This window comes from Geoalkalibacter subterraneus (assembly GCF_000827125.1).
In the GTDB taxonomy this organism is placed as follows: Bacteria; Desulfobacterota; Desulfuromonadia; order Desulfuromonadales; family Geoalkalibacteraceae; genus Geoalkalibacter_A; species Geoalkalibacter_A subterraneus.
In genome coordinates this window covers 3326612-3342609 of the sequence record NZ_CP010311.1, presented here as the reverse complement: position 1 = coordinate 3342609, position 15998 = coordinate 3326612, and the positions used below count along the sequence as shown (strand labels likewise).

Here is a 15998-nt window from a genome sequence, read left to right as displayed (position 1 = left end):
ATCTGAAGCAGTGCTTTTCAGTCGGCGAGGGCGATCTGCTTGCGGCTCTCCCACAGGCCGTGCAGGTTGCAGTACTCACGCACCACAAGCGTGACCGGCTTGTCGGTTTTGAGGGTGAAGCGGGCACGCGGCTCATTGAACTGATGTGAAAAATCGACTCGTCCCGCCGGCTCGTTGCCCACATAGAGCTGTACCCTCTGGATATAATGCGTCGCTCCCATGGGATGCACGATTTCACCCACGGTGACTGTCACCTCGAAAGGTTCGCCGGATTTGACTTTGTCCGGCGCCTCGATGACGGGTGCATGTTTTTTTTCCAGGGTCGTCTTTTCCTCGGGATTTGCGACCCGATTGATGTTGGCAAACAGCTCCTTGTCGACATCGTAATATCCCTGGAAGTCCTTCTCTTTCTGCGCCAGCACCTGATTGGCTGCCAGCAGCACGCCTCCGGCGGTCAATGCGCTGCGTACCATGAAATCCCTGCGTTGCATCGGCTTACTCATGATAAATTCTCCCTGATAGGTTTCATTGGACTTTTTAACGCTGAGGCGCGGAGAGGCAAGGCAAGGACGCAGAGAAACCATTCTCTCAAGATCCAAAGGCCTCCCCCTTAGATTTGTGGTCCTGCCACAGGACTATAGCGTGCCCAGGGCAATCGTCAAGCGCTTGACAAACATTCAAACATAGATATAAAGTGAAGCGAAACAAAAGGAGATTTTTATGAATGAAATATGGATTCTGCTGGGAGTCGTCGCTATTTGGTTCGTGCTCAACCGCTGGATTCTGCCGCGCCTCGGTGTTCCTACCTGAATGTCGGACAGCTGCGATCTTCCCGTGCGGAAGAATGGGCAGGAAAGCAAGGGCGAGAAGGACTCTTAATCCGGGTCAGCCGCCTAAAGGTAGGGAGAAAACAGCTTGAAGAAACTGGTCCACAGCCGCCGCAGCAACGGGCGGCTGTCTATTTCATACACCGTGGTGCGGTCGGAAATTCTGATGGTGGCGTCGCAGTGGTCTTTAAGTTGTTTCACCAGGGCGCTGGAATAGATTTCCACATTGAACTCGAAATTAAGGCGCAGGCTGCGCGGATCGAGATTGGCTGACCCGACCAGGGCATAGTCATCATCCACCAGCAGCAGCTTGCTGTGAACGAATGGCGGCGGTTGGAAGTAAATGCGCGTACCGTAGCGTGCCAACTCCCACACGTAGGCTTCTGCTGCCCAGCCGACAAAGGGCAGGTTGTTCTGTCGCGGCAGGATTACCTCCACCTTCACGCCGCGCAACGCAGCGGAGTTGATAGCGGAGACCAGCGCGCGGTTGGGGATGAAATAGGGGGTCATGATGCAGACCCGCTCCCGCGCGCAGTTGAGCGCACCTATGACGATCCAGTGAAGCTTTTCAAAGTCTTCGTTGGGACCGGCGCTGATCCCGCGGCAGAAGGCTTCGCCATGGGGGACCGCTTCGGGAATGCGTGACGGTGTCACCCGCTCGCGGGTTGCAAACCCCCAGTCCTCCAGGAATGCGTCCTGCAGATGGGCGACTGTAGGCCCTTCGATTTTAAAGTGAATGTCCACCACGCGGTGCTTGTTGTGCGTGTCGGCTGCCAGGTGGCGGTCGCCGATATTCATCCCTCCGGTAAATCCGAGTTCATCATCCACCACCAGAATTTTGCGATGATTGCGCATGTTGAAATAAATGCCCCGGCCCGACAGGGAAGGGGGTAGAAAGCGTGCAACATGGACCTTTGAGCCGCGTAATAATTTGCGGACAAGGGGCAGGGAGTAACATTCGCCCAGCGCGTCCACCAGCACCCGCACCGTAACGCCCCGGTCGGCGGCCGCGCGCAGGGCGTCGGCGAATTCGCGTCCCACGGCGTTGCTTTCGAAAATATAGGTGGCCAGATGAACGCTCTCACGCGCGTTGCGAATGGCGTCAAGCATAGCGGGATAGGCCTGTTCGCCATTGAACAGCACGGAGACATGGTTGCTGGGGCAGAGAGGGCGACGGGTGACGGCGTCGGAAAGACTCAACAGAGCCTGGAAATTCTCATGGCGGAAGGGGAGGGTTTCTGCAATCTCGGGCGACCAGGGGCAGAACTCAGGTTCGGTCCAAGGCAGCCCCTGCCCGCGGGTCTGCCAGTCGCGGGCGCGCGTACGGATGCGGTTGACTCCGAACAGCCAGTAAAAGAGGGGCCCGATGCCGGGGACGGCCAGGTTGGTCACAATCCAGCCCAGGGCGGCTCGCGGATCGAGCTTGTTGAGCAGCGCGTGCCCCGCCGAAAAAACGCCGATGCCGGTCAGGATAAGCCAAAGGATGGTTGCAAGCAAAAAGCGCCCCTTCAGTTTGCGGCGCGGGGGAATATTGTGGATCGCCCGCGCCGACAGTTGATCTGCAGCTGATGGATGTCTTTTCCAATGATACCAGATAATTAGGCTGGGTCTAGATTAAATGGGTTGTGTCCTGACACTAGTGTCCCGTGCGGTTAGTTCATTTAGATAATTCTGAGCAATTTTGCCTGCTGGCAAGGCGCGCCGACGCAGGCCTAGCCGAAGCTAAGCCGAGGAGGCGCAACGAAGGCAGCGGGCAAAAGGGCCATAATTAATGAATGGAACTAACCGCACGGGACACTAGCGCCTCAGGCTGGTGGCGCAGCGGGGGCAGGTCAGCATGCTGGTTGACGGTACACGGTGGCCGCAGGTCGGGCAGTTGAAAAAGTATTTGCAGAATTTGCATTGAATTTCAGACAGGCCCTGGCGTTTTTTGCACTTGGGGCAGATCCGGTACATTTTGCGTTTTTCAATATAGTCTGCGAATAAAAGGCCGCAGCGCGGACAGGCCTCGAGCCCGCGGCTGGAGATCCGGGTGTCGCAGTTGGGGTTGGGGCAAACGAAAACCGTCTTGCAATGGCTGCACCAGTACTTACCTTTCTGGGGTTGTTTGCAGACAGGGCATTTTTCCATGAAATCCACCTCTTCTAACGGCAATAGGGTTGACAGCTCACGGCACTGCGACGGGTGCATGAGATATCCCAATAAAAAAACCGGGCCCCCGCAGGGACCCGGTTTCGGGTAGTCGCGTCTATGGGGTAAGGTCAGTCGATCTTCTGAAAAGCTTTGGCGGCGGCTCCGCAGATTTCGCAGGGCCCGGTCGGTTCGCCCTCGATGGTGTGGCCGCAGACTGAACAGACGTAATAATCCACCTCGGGGTTTTTACCGAGGTTGTCCAGTGCTGCCTGGTAGAGTCCGGCATGCACCTTCTCCACCTGGTTGGCAAGCTTGAAGCTGCGCAGGGCATCGGCGAAGCCCTCTTTTTCGGCTTCTTCAATCATCTTGGGGTACATCTCGGTAAACTCATGGGTTTCGCCGCCGACCGCCTCCTTGAGGTTCTCTTCTGTGCTGCCGATCCCCTTGAGGGCGCGCAGGTGTGCATGGGCGTGGATGGTTTCAGCCGCAGCGGCGGCACGGAACAGCTTGGCGACCTGAGGGTGGCCGTCCTGCTCGGCTTTTTTGGCAAAAGCCAGGTAGGTACGGTTGGCCTGGGATTCGCCCGCAAAAGCTTCCTTGAGATTCTTTTCGGTCTTGCTGCCGGTTAATTCAGCCATGGAATCATTCCTCTCGGGAAAAGGGCGCCTGGGAGAAGACGACGCCAAACGGTTTTGTCTGATAGATTTCGCTCACCCAGTGATTGAATCCACGGTCCGCAACACCGCGAGCGGCACCGGAATACATCAACCCTGTGGAGGTTACAAACAAATTCATTGTAATCATTACCCCTGCATTGTCAACTGCATCCGCACCGAGCCGGGGTAAAAAGCGGGTTGCCGTCAAACCGGATTCATACTAAGATTTCTTTTATCATTTGAACGCCACAGACCGCTGCAGAATGGGGGAGAGTTTTTCCATGAGTGATTTTCGCTTCGACAAGATTGAGCAGGAAGTGGTTTTGTTCCTCGCCGACGGGATCGTTCTTGAGGGCACGGTTTTCCTTGCGCCTCATGCCTATACTCATGCCGGTCCTCAGACTCTTCTCGAGTTGCTACGGGAGATCGAGCCCTTTCTGCCGCTACGCGACCGTGACGGCAGCCTGCGGCTTGTGAACAAGGAAGCCGTCAGTCATGCACGTCATGCTGCAGGCTCTGGAGGAGACGAAGAAACGGCCTCGCTCGGAGAAAAGGTAGCAGCCCGGCTGTTTTTTTTCGGGGGAGAAACCCTGGAGGGAACGCTGCATGTAGAGATGCCGCGGGACAGGAGCCGACTCAAGGATTTTCTCAACGCTGCGCCGGATTTTTTCCCCTTCGACAGCAGTGAAAGCCACTATATTATCAACAGACGGCTGCTTTACCAGGTCATGCCGCTCCAGGCGTGAGGCGTGAGGCGTGAGGCGTAAAAAAAGCGAACCTTTGAAAAGAGATTCGCTTTTTTGTTGCTGAGAGAGATCTCTGAGGGATTAAAAGCGGTTTTTGCTGCCGCCTGCTCCTGCGGTAACGCGGGGAAGGTCTTCCTGCAGAACGATTTCGTAGGAGTCCTTGAGCTTTTTTGTGAACAGGGTGCCCAGCCACAGGGGACTCCAGATGACGCCGGCGGCCAGCCACTTGTTGCGTTCTCCAGAATCCACCTCGTCGGCGCGCACCGCGTAGGAGATCGGTTCATAGCCGGGCTTTTCCACCGTAACCATCAGCTTCTGCCCCGCACTCAGATTATATTCGTAGCGGCAGGGTGTGTTTCCGATGGACTTTCCGTCTACGAAAACCGCCGCGCCTTCCGGTTGGGAAACGAAAAGGGCTTGCTGGTTCGCACAGGCGCTGGTGAAAAACAGGAGAAGAGCAAGGGCCAGAAATTTCTTGAGCATAAATTCAGACCTCTTTGGTGGCAGGTTAAATGTCGTGTGGAGCGAACATTCACAAAGAGCTGTCAAGTTTAAAGCAAAAACGGTGCCGCGTTGACAGAAATGAGGTTCAGGCAAGCTTAAAGCCTACAGCGTTTTTCTGAAAAGCAAAGAGATTTTCAGCGGCTGACCGTGAAAAATGAATTTTGTGGTGAACGGAGTCTGGATTTGAGTGATCGCGAAATGTGTTGAAAAATGGTCACTTTTTTGTCGCCTGGTGTGTGAAAAGACCACATTTCGGTCAGGCGGTGAGGCCTGGGTGACACACCATGGCGAGGCGAAGGCTTTTTATTGGTCAAGGTAGGGGCGAAGATAACGGCCGGTGTGTGACGCCTCCACGCGTGCGATCTCCTCGGGCGTGCCGCAGGCGACAACGGTTCCGCCGTGCTGGCCTCCCTCGGGTCCCAGGTCGATGACATAGTCGGCGGTTTTGATGACGTCAAGGTTGTGTTCGATCACCACCACCGTGTTGCCTTCTTCCACCAGGCGCTGAAGGACCTCGAGAAGTTTGTGGATATCCGCGAAATGCAGGCCGGTGGTCGGCTCATCGAGGATATAAATGGTGCGTCCTGTGGCGCGTCGCGACAATTCCCGTGCCAGCTTGATGCGCTGGGCTTCGCCGCCGGAGAGGGTGGTGGCGCTCTGCCCGAGTTTCACATAACCGATGCCGACCTCACGCAGGGTTTCAAGCTTGTTACGGATGCGCGGCACATTCTCCAGGAAAGCGCACGCCTGGTTGACGGTCATATCGAGGATTTCGGCGATATTTTTCCCTTTGTATCTGACCTCAAGAGTTTCACGGTTGTAGCGCGCTCCCTTGCATACCTCGCAGGTCACATAGACATCGGGCAGGAAGTGCATCTCGATCTTGATGGTGCCATCGCCCTGGCACGCCTCGCAGCGCCCCCCCTTGACGTTGAAGGAAAAGCGCCCCGCTTTGTAGCCGCGCACTTTGGCTTCGGGAAGCTGGCTGAAAAGCTCGCGGATATCGCCGAAAACCCCGGTGTAGGTGGCGGGATTGCTGCGTGGCGTGCGCCCGATGGCGGATTGGTCGATATCGATGACCTTATCAAGATGCTCCAAGCCGAGGATTTCATCAACCTTGCCGGCCTTCTGCCTGCCGCGCCGCAGGCGCTGGACCAGGGCCTGAAAGAGGGTATCGATCACCAGGGTCGACTTGCCGGAGCCGGACACGCCGGTGACACAGGTCAGGGAGCCCAGCGGAATGCTGACATCGATGCTGCGCAGGTTGTTTTCCCGCGCTCCCCGAAGAGTCAGGAACCTCTCTGCGGCGCGGCGGCGCGGCGGCAGGTCGATGGAAATCCGCCCGGTGAGATATTGCCCGGTCAGGGAATCGGGATGTTCCATGATCTGCTGCGGCGTTCCTTGGGCCACAATCTCTCCACCGCGGACACCCGCCCCCGGTCCCATGTCGAGGACATAATCTGCAGCGTGAATGGTCTCTTCGTCATGCTCCACCACCAGGACCGTATTGCCCAGATCCCGCAGGCGGCGCAGAGTTTCGAGCAGCCGCTGATTGTCACGCTGGTGCAGGCCGATGGAAGGTTCATCGAGAATGTAGAGAACACCCGTGAGCGAGGAGCCGATCTGGGTTGCCAGCCGGATGCGCTGCCCCTCTCCACCGGACAGGGTGTCTGCGCGGCGCTCAAGAGTCAGGTAATCAAGGCCGACCCGGATGAGAAAACCGAGGCGGGCCCTGATTTCAGCCAGGATGCGGCGGGCGATTTCAGCCTTGCGCGCCGAGAGCTGAAGCTCGCTGAAGAAAAGATCGGCTTCCGCAAGGGGTAGGGTGCAGACCTGGTGAATGGTCTTTGAACCGATGGTGACGCACAGGGCATCGGGGCGCAGGCGTGCTCCCTTGCAGGTGGGGCACGGCATGACGCTCATGAAGTTTTCGAGATTCTCGCGCACGCTGTCGGAGTCGGTTTCACGATAGCGGCGCTGAAGGTGCGGAATCACCCCCTCGAACGGCTTCGCGTAAAGATGTTTGCGCCCTCCCTGCTCGAAAAAAAATTGCACCTTCTCACCCCCGGAGCCGTGCAGCAGCACCTGGCGCAGATTCTCGGGAAGCTCCGAAAAGGGGGTGCCGGCAGAAAAGGCGAAATGCTCCGAAAGCGCTTCGAGCAGCTGTTGATAGTAGACGGCGCTACGGTTTTCCCAAGGGACGATGGCGCCCTCACGCAGGGAGAGGTCAGGATTGGGCACCACAAGCTCGGGATCAAAATATTTGCGGGTTCCCAATCCCCCGCAGTCGGGGCAGGCGCCCTGCGGATTGTTAAAGGAGAATGAACGCGGCGTGATCTCCGGCATGGCGATGCCGCAGGCTACGCAGATGTGGCGCTCGGAAAAGACCAGGGCTTCGGCGGTCTCCCCCTGGTCGGCGCCGGGAGCTGCTACGGGCTCCACCCGCACCACTCCGTCCGCCAACCGCAGGGCGGTTTCGAGGGAGTCGGCCAGGCGTCCGGCAATGCCTTCCTTGATCACCAACCGGTCAACGACGACCTCAAGCGTGTGTTTTTCGCCCTTCTTCAAAGCCGGCGGCTGGGCAAGTTCGTAGAGTTCGCCATCGATGCGGATGCGAACGAAGCCTGTCGCACGAAGCTGCGCCAGTTCTTTGTGAAAATCCCCCTTCTGGTTCCGCACAACAGGGGCCAGAAGCATCAGGCGGGTTTTTTCAGGCAGATCCAGGATGCGATCAACCATCTGCTCGATAGTGCGCGCGGAGATTTCGCCGCCGCATTGAGGACAGTGAACCGTCCCGGCACGCGCATACAGCAGCCGCAGGTAATCGTGGATTTCGGTGACTGTGCCGACGGTGGAGCGTGGGTTCGCCGAGCCTGATTTCTGGTCGATAGCAATGGCGGGCGAAAGCCCCTCGATGCTCTCCACATCGGGTTTTTGCATCTGTTCCAGGAACTGCCGGGCGTAGGCGGACAGGCTTTCCACATAACGCCGTTGCCCCTCGGCGTAAATGGTGTCGAACGCCAGCGTCGACTTGCCCGAACCGGAAACGCCGGTAATCACGACCAGTTGCTCACGCGGGATGTCCGCATCGATATTTTTCAGATTATGTTCGCGGGCGCCGCGAATGACGATTGATTTAATCATGTCGGCCTGAGACCCGATCCTTCCAGCATCTGCTGGCCATGGTCCAGCAGGGCATCGGCGGTGTCCCCGGCAGGAGCTTCGGCATAAAGACGTACCAGCGGTTCGGTTCCCGAGGGCCGCAACAGCAGCCACGCCTCGTTTTCGAGGTGCCATTTGACGCCGTCGATGCGCGTGGTGCCCTGCACTTTCAGCCCGGCGACGGATGACGGCTGCAGGGATGCCAGATGCCGCGGCAATGCCTGTGGCGAGACTGTGGGCAGGGGAAGGTTGCGCTGACGGTAATAAAGGGGACCGAACTGCCGTTGCAGTTCGTGCTTGAGTTCATGCAGCGGACGTTTGGTGCAGCCGAGGGATTCGAGCAGCAGCAGCGCGGCAAGCTGCCCGTCGCGGTCGGGGAGGTGACGGGGAATGCCGGGGGCGCCGCTTTCTTCACCGGCCATCAGGACCTGATCATCAAGGATGGCCTGGCATGCGTGTTTGAAACCGACAGCCACCTCCGTCAGCGGGAGATTATAGTGGGCACAGATCCGATCGATCATCCGGGTGGTTGAGGTTGATTTGATGATGCGTCCTTGCTCTCCGCGCTGGGCCAGCAGGTGATGCAGAAGCAGGGGAAACAACTCCTGCGGACCGAGAAACTCACCGTTTTCATCGATGGCCGCCAGGCGGTCGCCGTCTCCATCGGTGGCCAGGCCGAGACTGGCCGCGCCTGATCTGACGAGCTGAGTCAACTCGCCAAGATGTCCAGCGATGGGATTGGGGTTGATGCCCTCGAATCCAGGATTGTCCTCGCCATGCAGGAGCCGGATTTCAAAACCGAACTCGGCCAGGAGAGCAGCGAGCAGATCGCCGGTCGCGCCATGCATGACGTCGAGCCCGATGGGGCAGGCCGCTGCTCTAAGATGACCCTCGTTGACGAATGCCCGCAGGGCTGCCTGATAAGCGCTGCGTCCGTCAATTGTTTCGATGCGCCCTGGGGCGGTGCCGCGATGGGGCAACGCTGCCTGGCGCAGCAGATGTTCGATTTTTTCGGTGGTGGCTGGCCGGGAGCTGCCGCCGAAATACTCCTTGAGCTTGAGGCCGCTGTACTGGGGAGGGTTGTGCGAGGCGGTGATCACGATGCCGGCACCGGCATTTTTGTGCCGCACCATCCACGAAACGGCCGGGCTCGGAGCGAAGTCCTGCATCAGCCAGACGTTGAGGCCGCAAGCTGCGGCCGTATCGGCGACTTCCGCGGCGAAGGCGTGCGATTGAAAACGGCGGTCGTAGCCGACGACCAGTCCCCGACGGGCCAGATTGTCATCCTGAAGGTGACGGATGATGGCCGATGTGACCTGTACCAGGCGCGCAACGGTAAAGTCGCGCGCGATAATGCCACGCCAGCCGTCGGTGCCGAAAGTCGTTTCGCTCATGATCCCTCGTCGGCCATGCGAGCGGCCATCTGCACGGCTGCGACCAGGCTGTCGGCGCTGGCCGTGCCGGTTCCGGCAATATCATGGGCGGTGCCGTGATCGACGGACGTTCGCACGATGGGAAGCCCCAGGGTCACGTTGACACCGTCATCGAAGTGCAGCAGTTTCAAGGGGATCAGGGCCTGGTCGTGATACATGCATACCACCGCGTCGTAGCGGCCCTGAACGGCAAAATGAAAGAGGGTGTCGGCACTGAAAGGCCCTCGGGCATCGATGCCGGCCGCCTGCGCCTCTCTGATGGCTGGTTCGATCAGGCGCTGCTCTTCATCGCCGAACAGGCATCCCTCGCCAGCGTGGGGATTGAGAGCCGTTACGGCGAGGCGCGGCGCTTTGAGCCCGAAATAGCGCGTCAGGTCGGAATCGGTAATGCGCAGAGTCGAGAAAATTTCCTGCTGGGAAAGCGCCTGCGGAACAGAACGCAGGGGCAGGTGGGTGGTGACCAGGGCAACTCGCAGCCGTGCGCCGGCGAGCATCATAACGACCCGCTCGACACCGCAGCGCTTAGCCAGCAGTTCGGTGTGACCGGGGAAATCGTAACCAGCCGCGCGGATGGCCGCCTTGCTGATGGGCGCAGTCACCATGCCGACGGCACTCCCGTCGCGGCAGCGGGCACAGGCCCACTCGATATACTCGGCCATGGCGCGGCCGTGGGAAGCTTCGGGCGCCCGTCCGGGAACAGGCAGAGGATCGAAGTGAGACAGGGTCTTCACGGCCAGTGTTCTCTCGCCGATACAGATTTCCTGGTCCGCAAGCCCGGAGGCGGCTCTGATCTGCGCCTGCCGGTTAAAAATTGCAGCGGCCTGTTGCAGGACGCGCGGGTCGCCGGCTACCACCGGCGGATGAGACAACCCATCAAAGCTTCCGGCCAGCAGGGCTTTTACGATGATTTCAGGGCCGACCCCGGTGGGATCTCCCATGGTGATGATCAGAGGTTTTGCCACGGGCACCTCATGAAGAGGGTCAGATGCGGATCTCGATGTGAGCGCTCTCCTTCAGGGTGCGGAACCACTCCTGAAAGCGTTGTTCGCGTTCCTGCGACAACAGCTGCTCGCGAATTTCGCCCTTCACCGTGTCGAAGCGGCGGATCGGCCCGGGATGACGCTCTTCCACCCTGAGAATGAAAAGCCCTTCCGGTGTTTCGATCAGATCGGTCACTTCGCCCTCTTCCAGCCCTTCGATGGCGCGCGCGAAGGAGGGGCGCAGTTCTTCCCGGGTAAAGGTGCCCAGATCCCCGCCGTCGACATTGTCATCGGTGCTGTAGACGAAAATCGTCGAGTAGAAATCCTCTCCCTGGCGCAGAAGGGCAAGAGCCTCCCGGGCGCGTTCGCGGATCTCCTCCACCTGGGTATTGCCGATCAGGGAGTCGCGGGGGATGGCAAATTGCAGGTAGGACAGGCTCACGTTGGGATCGCCGCGAAAGCTGTCGATATTCTCACGGAAATAATCGCGAACCTCGCGCTCTGAAACTTCGACCTTACTCTGAACTTCGCGGCCGATGAGCTTGAAGCGCAGGATCTGCTGGCGCAGTTTTTCCCGGTAATCGTTATAGCTCAGGTTCTGTGCGGTCAAAGCCTGTCGCAGCTGATCGCGGCTGATGTTGTTCTGTCTGACGACATCATCGATCGCCTCTTCCACCTCGGCTTCACTGACTTCCAGCCCCAGCTCGCGAACCCGCTGGTTGACCAGTTTCTGCTCGATCAGCTGCTCCAGAACCTGTTGTCGCAACGCATCGTTATCCGCCGGCGAGGGGCGTCCGGCGGCGGACTCTCCCGCAAGAACCGATGCAACCTCGCGTTCAAGTTCGTAGGTGGTGATAATGTCCTTGTTGACCACTGCCGCGACCTTGTTGAGGACCTCGGCCTGGCCGCACATGGCGGTGAGAAAAATAAGTACGGTCGTCCAGAAAAAGTATATCGTCATGTTGCGTGTCATAAAAGTCATACGGAATTATCCATTATCGGGTGATAAGTCGGCCTGGCTCGAGGAGAAAGCAACAGGCACAGGACTGGGAAAATTAGAGCAGCGGCCAGTTGACCTCCAGCTCCGAGCGGGCCCCCAGTTCAAGAAGCCAGGCGCGCCGGGCTGCTGCTTCCTTCTGGCGGTGCAGGCGTGCACGAATTTCTTCCTCGGCCTGCTCCAGGGTCAGATTCTGGGCGGGGCGCACTTCCTCGACGCGGAAAATATGATAGCCGTATTCACTGCTGATCAGCGGGCTCAGTTCTCCCGGCGGCAAATCGAACACAACTTCATCGAATGAGCTCGGCATTTCCCCCTGCGGAAAAAATCCGAGATCTCCCCCCTGGTCCCCATCGGGGGAGAGGGAGAAGCGCTGCGCCATTTCGATAAAGGAGGCGCCGTCGCGAAGGCGCGCGAGAATCTCTTCGCCCTGCTCCTCATTGTCCACCAGAATCTGGCGCGCCCGCACACGCAGAGGGCGTACGAACTCATCGCGGTGAGTGGCATAATAATCGGCGATTTCCTGTTCCTCGACCTTGATTTTGAGATGCACTTCCCGCTCGAGGACCTTGTCGATTTTCAGCTGTTCCGCCAGATCCTCCCGGATCCCCTCAAGGGAGAGGTTTCGGCGCGAAAGCATGCTGTCGAAATTGCCGTCGGGGTAGTCCCGGCGCATTTCGGCAAGGGCGGCTTCGACCTCAGCCTCTTCGACACGGATTCCACGGCGTTGCGCTTCGGCCAGGGCCAACTCCCGGTCGATGACCTGACGCAGGAAGGAGCGCCGCAGCTCATCTTTTTCATTTTGGGCGAGGGTGTGATCCAGGGGGAGTGTGCGGGCGAAACGATGATTGAATTCGTCCAGCGTCATAGCCCGGTCGTCGATTCGCAGCAGCACCGGAGAGGATGATTCGGGCTGGTTGCGGCATCCGGCCAGGCCGCTCGCCACAATCAGCACAACCAGCGCCGACATCTGAAGCAGCGAACGAAACATGCGGGATTTTCGATGAAAAACTGCCCTGTCCATAGGCCTTGGAAAAAAAACTATCATAGCTAAAGAAATGCTTTCAATTCTTTTTTTGCCGCCTGCAGCACATCCTCGCGCGACATGCGGCCGAGGTTGATGCTGAGCCGGTAATCGGGAGTGAAGCTGTAGCGTTCAGGGTCATCGAGCCTTGCCAGGATCTTCTCCGGCGGGACCGGAGTTTCGGCATGAAAAGAAAAAATAAGGCGTCGCCCGGTAAATTCGGCCAGCTCGATTTTGAGCTGTTTCATCAACACGCGCAGTTTCATCTGCTCGTGCAGCACCTGGGCCGGCTCCGGCAGCTCCCCGTAGCGGTCGCGCAGTTCATCGACCACCTCATACAGGGTCTGTTCGTCATCGGCGGCCGCCAGTTTTTTATAGAATACCAGACGCTGGTTGGGATCGGGCATGTATTTTTCGGGCAGGAAAGCTGACAGCCCCAGTTTGATCTCCGGATCGATCTTCTGTTCGCGCTCGAGCCCCTTGAGTTCGGCGATGGTTTCCTCCAGCAGGTCGCTGTACATCTCGAAGCCGATGGCGGCGATCTGGCCGGATTGGTTGCCGCCAAGCAGATCGCCTGCACCACGCAGCTCCAGGTCGTGGCTGGCGATACGGAAGCCTGACCCCAGGTCGGAGAGGTCCTGCAGGACCTTCAGCCGCTCGCGGGCTTCGCGGGTGAGGGTGGCTTCGCCGGGGATGAGCAGGTAGGCGTAGGCGCGCACCTTGGAACGTCCGACCCGGCCGCGCAGCTGGTAGAGTTGCGCCAGCCCGAAGCAGTCCGCACGGTTGATGATGATGGTGTTGGCCCGCGCGATGTCGATGCCGTTTTCGATGATGGTGCTGCACACCAGCACATTGGCGCGCCCTTCGATGAAGTCGAGCATCACCTGTTCGAGCTGTTTTTCCCCCATCTGCCCGTGTCCGACCGCCACCCGCGCTTCGGGGACCAGGGTCTGCACGAATTCGGCCATGGCGTTGATGGACTGCACCCGGTTGTGGACGAAGAAGACCTGGCCGCCACGCCTCAGCTCGCGCCGGATCGCCTCGGCGATCACATCATCGTCGAACTTGGTGACATAGGTACGCACCGCCAGCCGGTCCACCGGCGCGGTATCGATAACAGACAGGTCGCGCAAACCGGCGAGGCTCATGTGCAGCGTGCGCGGAATGGGGGTGGCGGTGAGGGTCAGCACGTCGACCGCGGCGCGCATCTTCTTGAGTTTTTCCTTGTGACTGACGCCGAAGCGCTGCTCCTCATCGACAATGAGCAGACCCAGATCCTTGAAGCGCACATCGCGCTGCAGCAGGCGGTGGGTGCCGATCAGGATATCGACCTTCCCTTCGGCGGCGCGCTCGAGGGTTTTTTTGATGTCGGCTGAGGTGCGCAGGCGCGAGACCATTTCAACAGTGACGGCTGCATCGGAGAAACGTTCGCGAAAGGTCTGCCAGTGCTGGCGCGCCAGCACCGTTGTGGGAACCAGCACCGCTGCCTGCTTGCCGTCCTCCACCGCTTTGAAGGCAGCGCGGATGGCGACCTCGGTTTTGCCATAGCCGACATCGCCGCACACGATGCGATCCATGGGGCGTTCATTCTGCATGTCGGCCAGCACTTCTTCGATGGCCTGGGCCTGGTCGGGGGTCTCCTCGTAGGGGAAGGCCGCCTCGAATTCGCGATACATGCGATCCGGCGGCGAGAAGGAGAAAGCGCTGGCCATCTCGCGCTGAGCGTAGATCTTGAGCAGCTCCCGCGCCAGTTCCTCGGCGGCGGCGCGCGCCCGCAGCTTGGCTTTTTCCCACCCCTGGCCGCCCATTTTGTCGAGACGCGGCGCGTGCCCTTCACTGGCGACATACTTTTGCACCTTTTCGATGCGATCCACCGGCAGGTAAAGCTTGTCGCCGCCGGCATATTCAAGGTGCATGAAATCGCCCTCGACATCTCCCAGGGCAAGATGGCGCAGGCCGCGATAGATGCCGACGCCGTGGTCGGTGTGCACGATGAAGTCGCCTTCCTTGATTTCGGCCAGCGAGGAGAGCATGGCCCGCGCCTTGGCCCCGGCCCGGCCCCGGCGGCGCGTCCGGACTCCGAAGATATCCTCCTCGGTAATGACGGCCAGGCGCTCATCCGGCAGGCGGAAGCCGGCGGACAGGTCCCCAAGCACCAGCAGCGCCTGCCCCTTGCGTGCCTCGCCGAAACGCGCATCCGGATCAAAAGGTGGTGATGCGCCGTGCGGTTCGAGAAGATCCTGCAGTCGTTCGGCCTGGCCGCGCTGGTGACAGACCAGCAGGACGCGCCAGCCCTCATTACGCCACTGGCGCAACCTCTCCACCAGCGGCGGCAGGGTGCCCCCTTCGGCTTTGAGGGCGGCGCGCAGATCGCCATTGCCCTGGACGTCGAAATGAAGGCTGGGGCGCTCGTCCTCGAGTCGATAGACCTGCAGCGCCACCAGGTCGAGGCGAGACGGTGCCCGGGAAAGATGCGCTTCCAGTTCACTGCTGGACAGGTAGAGTTCCCGGCAGCTGCCGTAAGGCTCTCCCTTGTCGATCGCCCGCTGTTCACCGTTGAGTGTTTCGGCGGCGAAGCTGTCGGACTCCTGTTCAAGGCGGGCCGGTTCAACGATCGTCCAGCGCCCGGTGCCGGCGTAATCGAAAAAAGTGTCGAGCCCTTCGTAGTTGAGGGGCAGCAGAAAGTGGCTCCCCGGGGCCAGAAGCCCTTCGCGCAGCGCCTCGAGGCGTTGTTCCCGTTGGGGACGCGGCAGGTCGAGGGCATCGCAGCGCTCCTTGAAGCGGCGCGTGAACCGGTCCCAGTGCGAGCCAGCCAGAACCATCTCCCGTGCCGGCAGCAGGGTGAATTCTTTGATCTCTTCCTCGCGCGAGCGCTGGTCGGCGGGATCGAAGGGGCGGATGCGCTCGATGAAATCGCCGAAAAATTCCAGCCGCAAGGGCATGTCATGGGTCGGCGGGAAGACGTCGATGATATCGCCCCGTACAGCGAAAGTGCCGCGATCTTCCACCAGCGGCACCGATTGGTAGCCCAGCTCGTGCAGGCGGTGCAGAAGGGGGGAGCGCTCGTATTCATCCTCAACCTTCAGACTCAGGCTCAGATCTTGGAGGATAGTACGTGGGATCACGCGCTGCATGGCGGCGCGGACCGGCAGAATCACCGCCCGGGCGCTGCCGTCGAGCATGGCGGCCAGGGTGGCGATGCGGCGTGCTTCCACTTCGGGATGGGGGGAGAGGGGTTCAAAAGGGGTGACTTCCCACTGCGGAAAGAGACAGATCTGCTCGGGCTGTTCCCAGTAAAAGGCAAGATCGCCGGCCAGTCGCTCGGCGCTGCTCTCGTCTGGCGTGAGGATGTAGAGGGGTTCGGTGGTTTCGCGCAGCAGTGCGGCCAGCAGAAAGGCATCGCAGGAGCCGGTCAGCCCCTGGATTTCTATACGCCGCGCGCCTTCGCGCACCTGTTGCAGCAGAGAGCGACTGGTGGCGTGAGAGATATGGGCGGTTTCGTTGGCTGAATCCATGTCCAAACAAGTAAGGGCGTG

13 protein-coding genes are annotated in these 15998 nt (G+C 59.7%); 1 reads left to right on the top strand and 12 read right to left on the bottom strand.

Features of this window, described 5'->3' with window-relative positions; all coding sequences use genetic code 11:
- Positions 1 to 17: 17 nt before the first annotated feature.
- From GSUB_RS15705 to GSUB_RS19435, 5 genes are all read right to left on the bottom strand, one after another.
- A complete protein-coding gene (locus tag GSUB_RS15705) occupies positions 18 to 503 on the bottom strand; it encodes a class II SORL domain-containing protein (protein ID WP_235269853.1) in 486 nt (161 codons plus the stop codon).
- 390 nt (positions 504 to 893) lie between these two features.
- On the bottom strand, positions 894 to 2324 hold the full coding sequence (gene cls / locus GSUB_RS15700; RefSeq protein ID WP_052465004.1) for a cardiolipin synthase: 1431 nt from the start codon (positions 2322 to 2324) through the stop codon (positions 894 to 896).
- Between the two features lie 300 nt (positions 2325 to 2624).
- Complete coding sequence (locus GSUB_RS15695) at positions 2625 to 2957, bottom strand: hypothetical protein (protein WP_040201674.1); 333 nt, start codon at positions 2955 to 2957, stop codon at positions 2625 to 2627.
- A 131-nt stretch (positions 2958 to 3088) separates the two neighbouring features.
- A complete protein-coding gene (locus GSUB_RS15690; protein ID WP_040201673.1) occupies positions 3089 to 3598 on the bottom strand; it encodes a rubrerythrin family protein in 510 nt (169 codons plus the stop codon).
- Between the two features lie 4 nt (positions 3599 to 3602).
- Positions 3603 to 3755, bottom strand: a complete 153-nt coding sequence (locus tag GSUB_RS19435) for a hypothetical protein (protein ID WP_158414103.1) — start codon at positions 3753 to 3755, stop codon at positions 3603 to 3605.
- A gap of 142 nt (positions 3756 to 3897) precedes the next feature.
- On the opposite strand from GSUB_RS19435, the gene GSUB_RS15685 reads away from it, so the two are divergent.
- A complete protein-coding gene (locus GSUB_RS15685; RefSeq protein ID WP_040201672.1) occupies positions 3898 to 4362 on the top strand; it encodes a hypothetical protein in 465 nt (154 codons plus the stop codon).
- Between the two features lie 81 nt (positions 4363 to 4443).
- Here GSUB_RS15685 and GSUB_RS15680 read toward each other — a convergent pair whose 3' ends face one another.
- From GSUB_RS15680 to mfd, 7 genes are all read right to left on the bottom strand, one after another.
- A complete protein-coding gene (locus GSUB_RS15680; RefSeq protein ID WP_040201670.1) occupies positions 4444 to 4845 on the bottom strand; it encodes a PEGA domain-containing protein in 402 nt (133 codons plus the stop codon).
- A 324-nt stretch (positions 4846 to 5169) separates the two neighbouring features.
- A complete protein-coding gene (gene uvrA / locus GSUB_RS15675; RefSeq protein WP_040201669.1) occupies positions 5170 to 8010 on the bottom strand; it encodes an excinuclease ABC subunit UvrA in 2841 nt (946 codons plus the stop codon).
- Positions 8007 to 9422: a phosphohexomutase domain-containing protein gene (locus GSUB_RS15670; RefSeq protein WP_040201668.1), complete on the bottom strand. Its 1416-nt coding sequence runs from the start codon at positions 9420 to 9422 to the stop codon at positions 8007 to 8009. Before GSUB_RS15670 ends, uvrA begins: the two co-directional genes overlap by 4 nt.
- A complete protein-coding gene (gene pdxA / locus GSUB_RS15665) occupies positions 9419 to 10423 on the bottom strand; it encodes a 4-hydroxythreonine-4-phosphate dehydrogenase PdxA (protein ID WP_144402049.1) in 1005 nt (334 codons plus the stop codon). The genes GSUB_RS15670 and pdxA overlap by 4 nt, the downstream gene beginning before the upstream one ends.
- Positions 10424 to 10442: 19 nt before the next feature.
- Positions 10443 to 11423, bottom strand: a complete 981-nt coding sequence (locus GSUB_RS15660) for a SurA N-terminal domain-containing protein (protein ID WP_040201665.1) — start codon at positions 11421 to 11423, stop codon at positions 10443 to 10445.
- Between the two features lie 73 nt (positions 11424 to 11496).
- Entirely contained in the window at positions 11497 to 12429 is a 933-nt protein-coding gene (locus GSUB_RS15655; protein WP_040201664.1) for a peptidylprolyl isomerase, read from the bottom strand.
- Between the two features lie 59 nt (positions 12430 to 12488).
- Entirely contained in the window at positions 12489 to 15977 is a 3489-nt protein-coding gene (mfd, locus tag GSUB_RS15650; RefSeq protein WP_052465003.1) for a transcription-repair coupling factor, read from the bottom strand.
- Positions 15978 to 15998 lie beyond the last annotated feature (21 nt).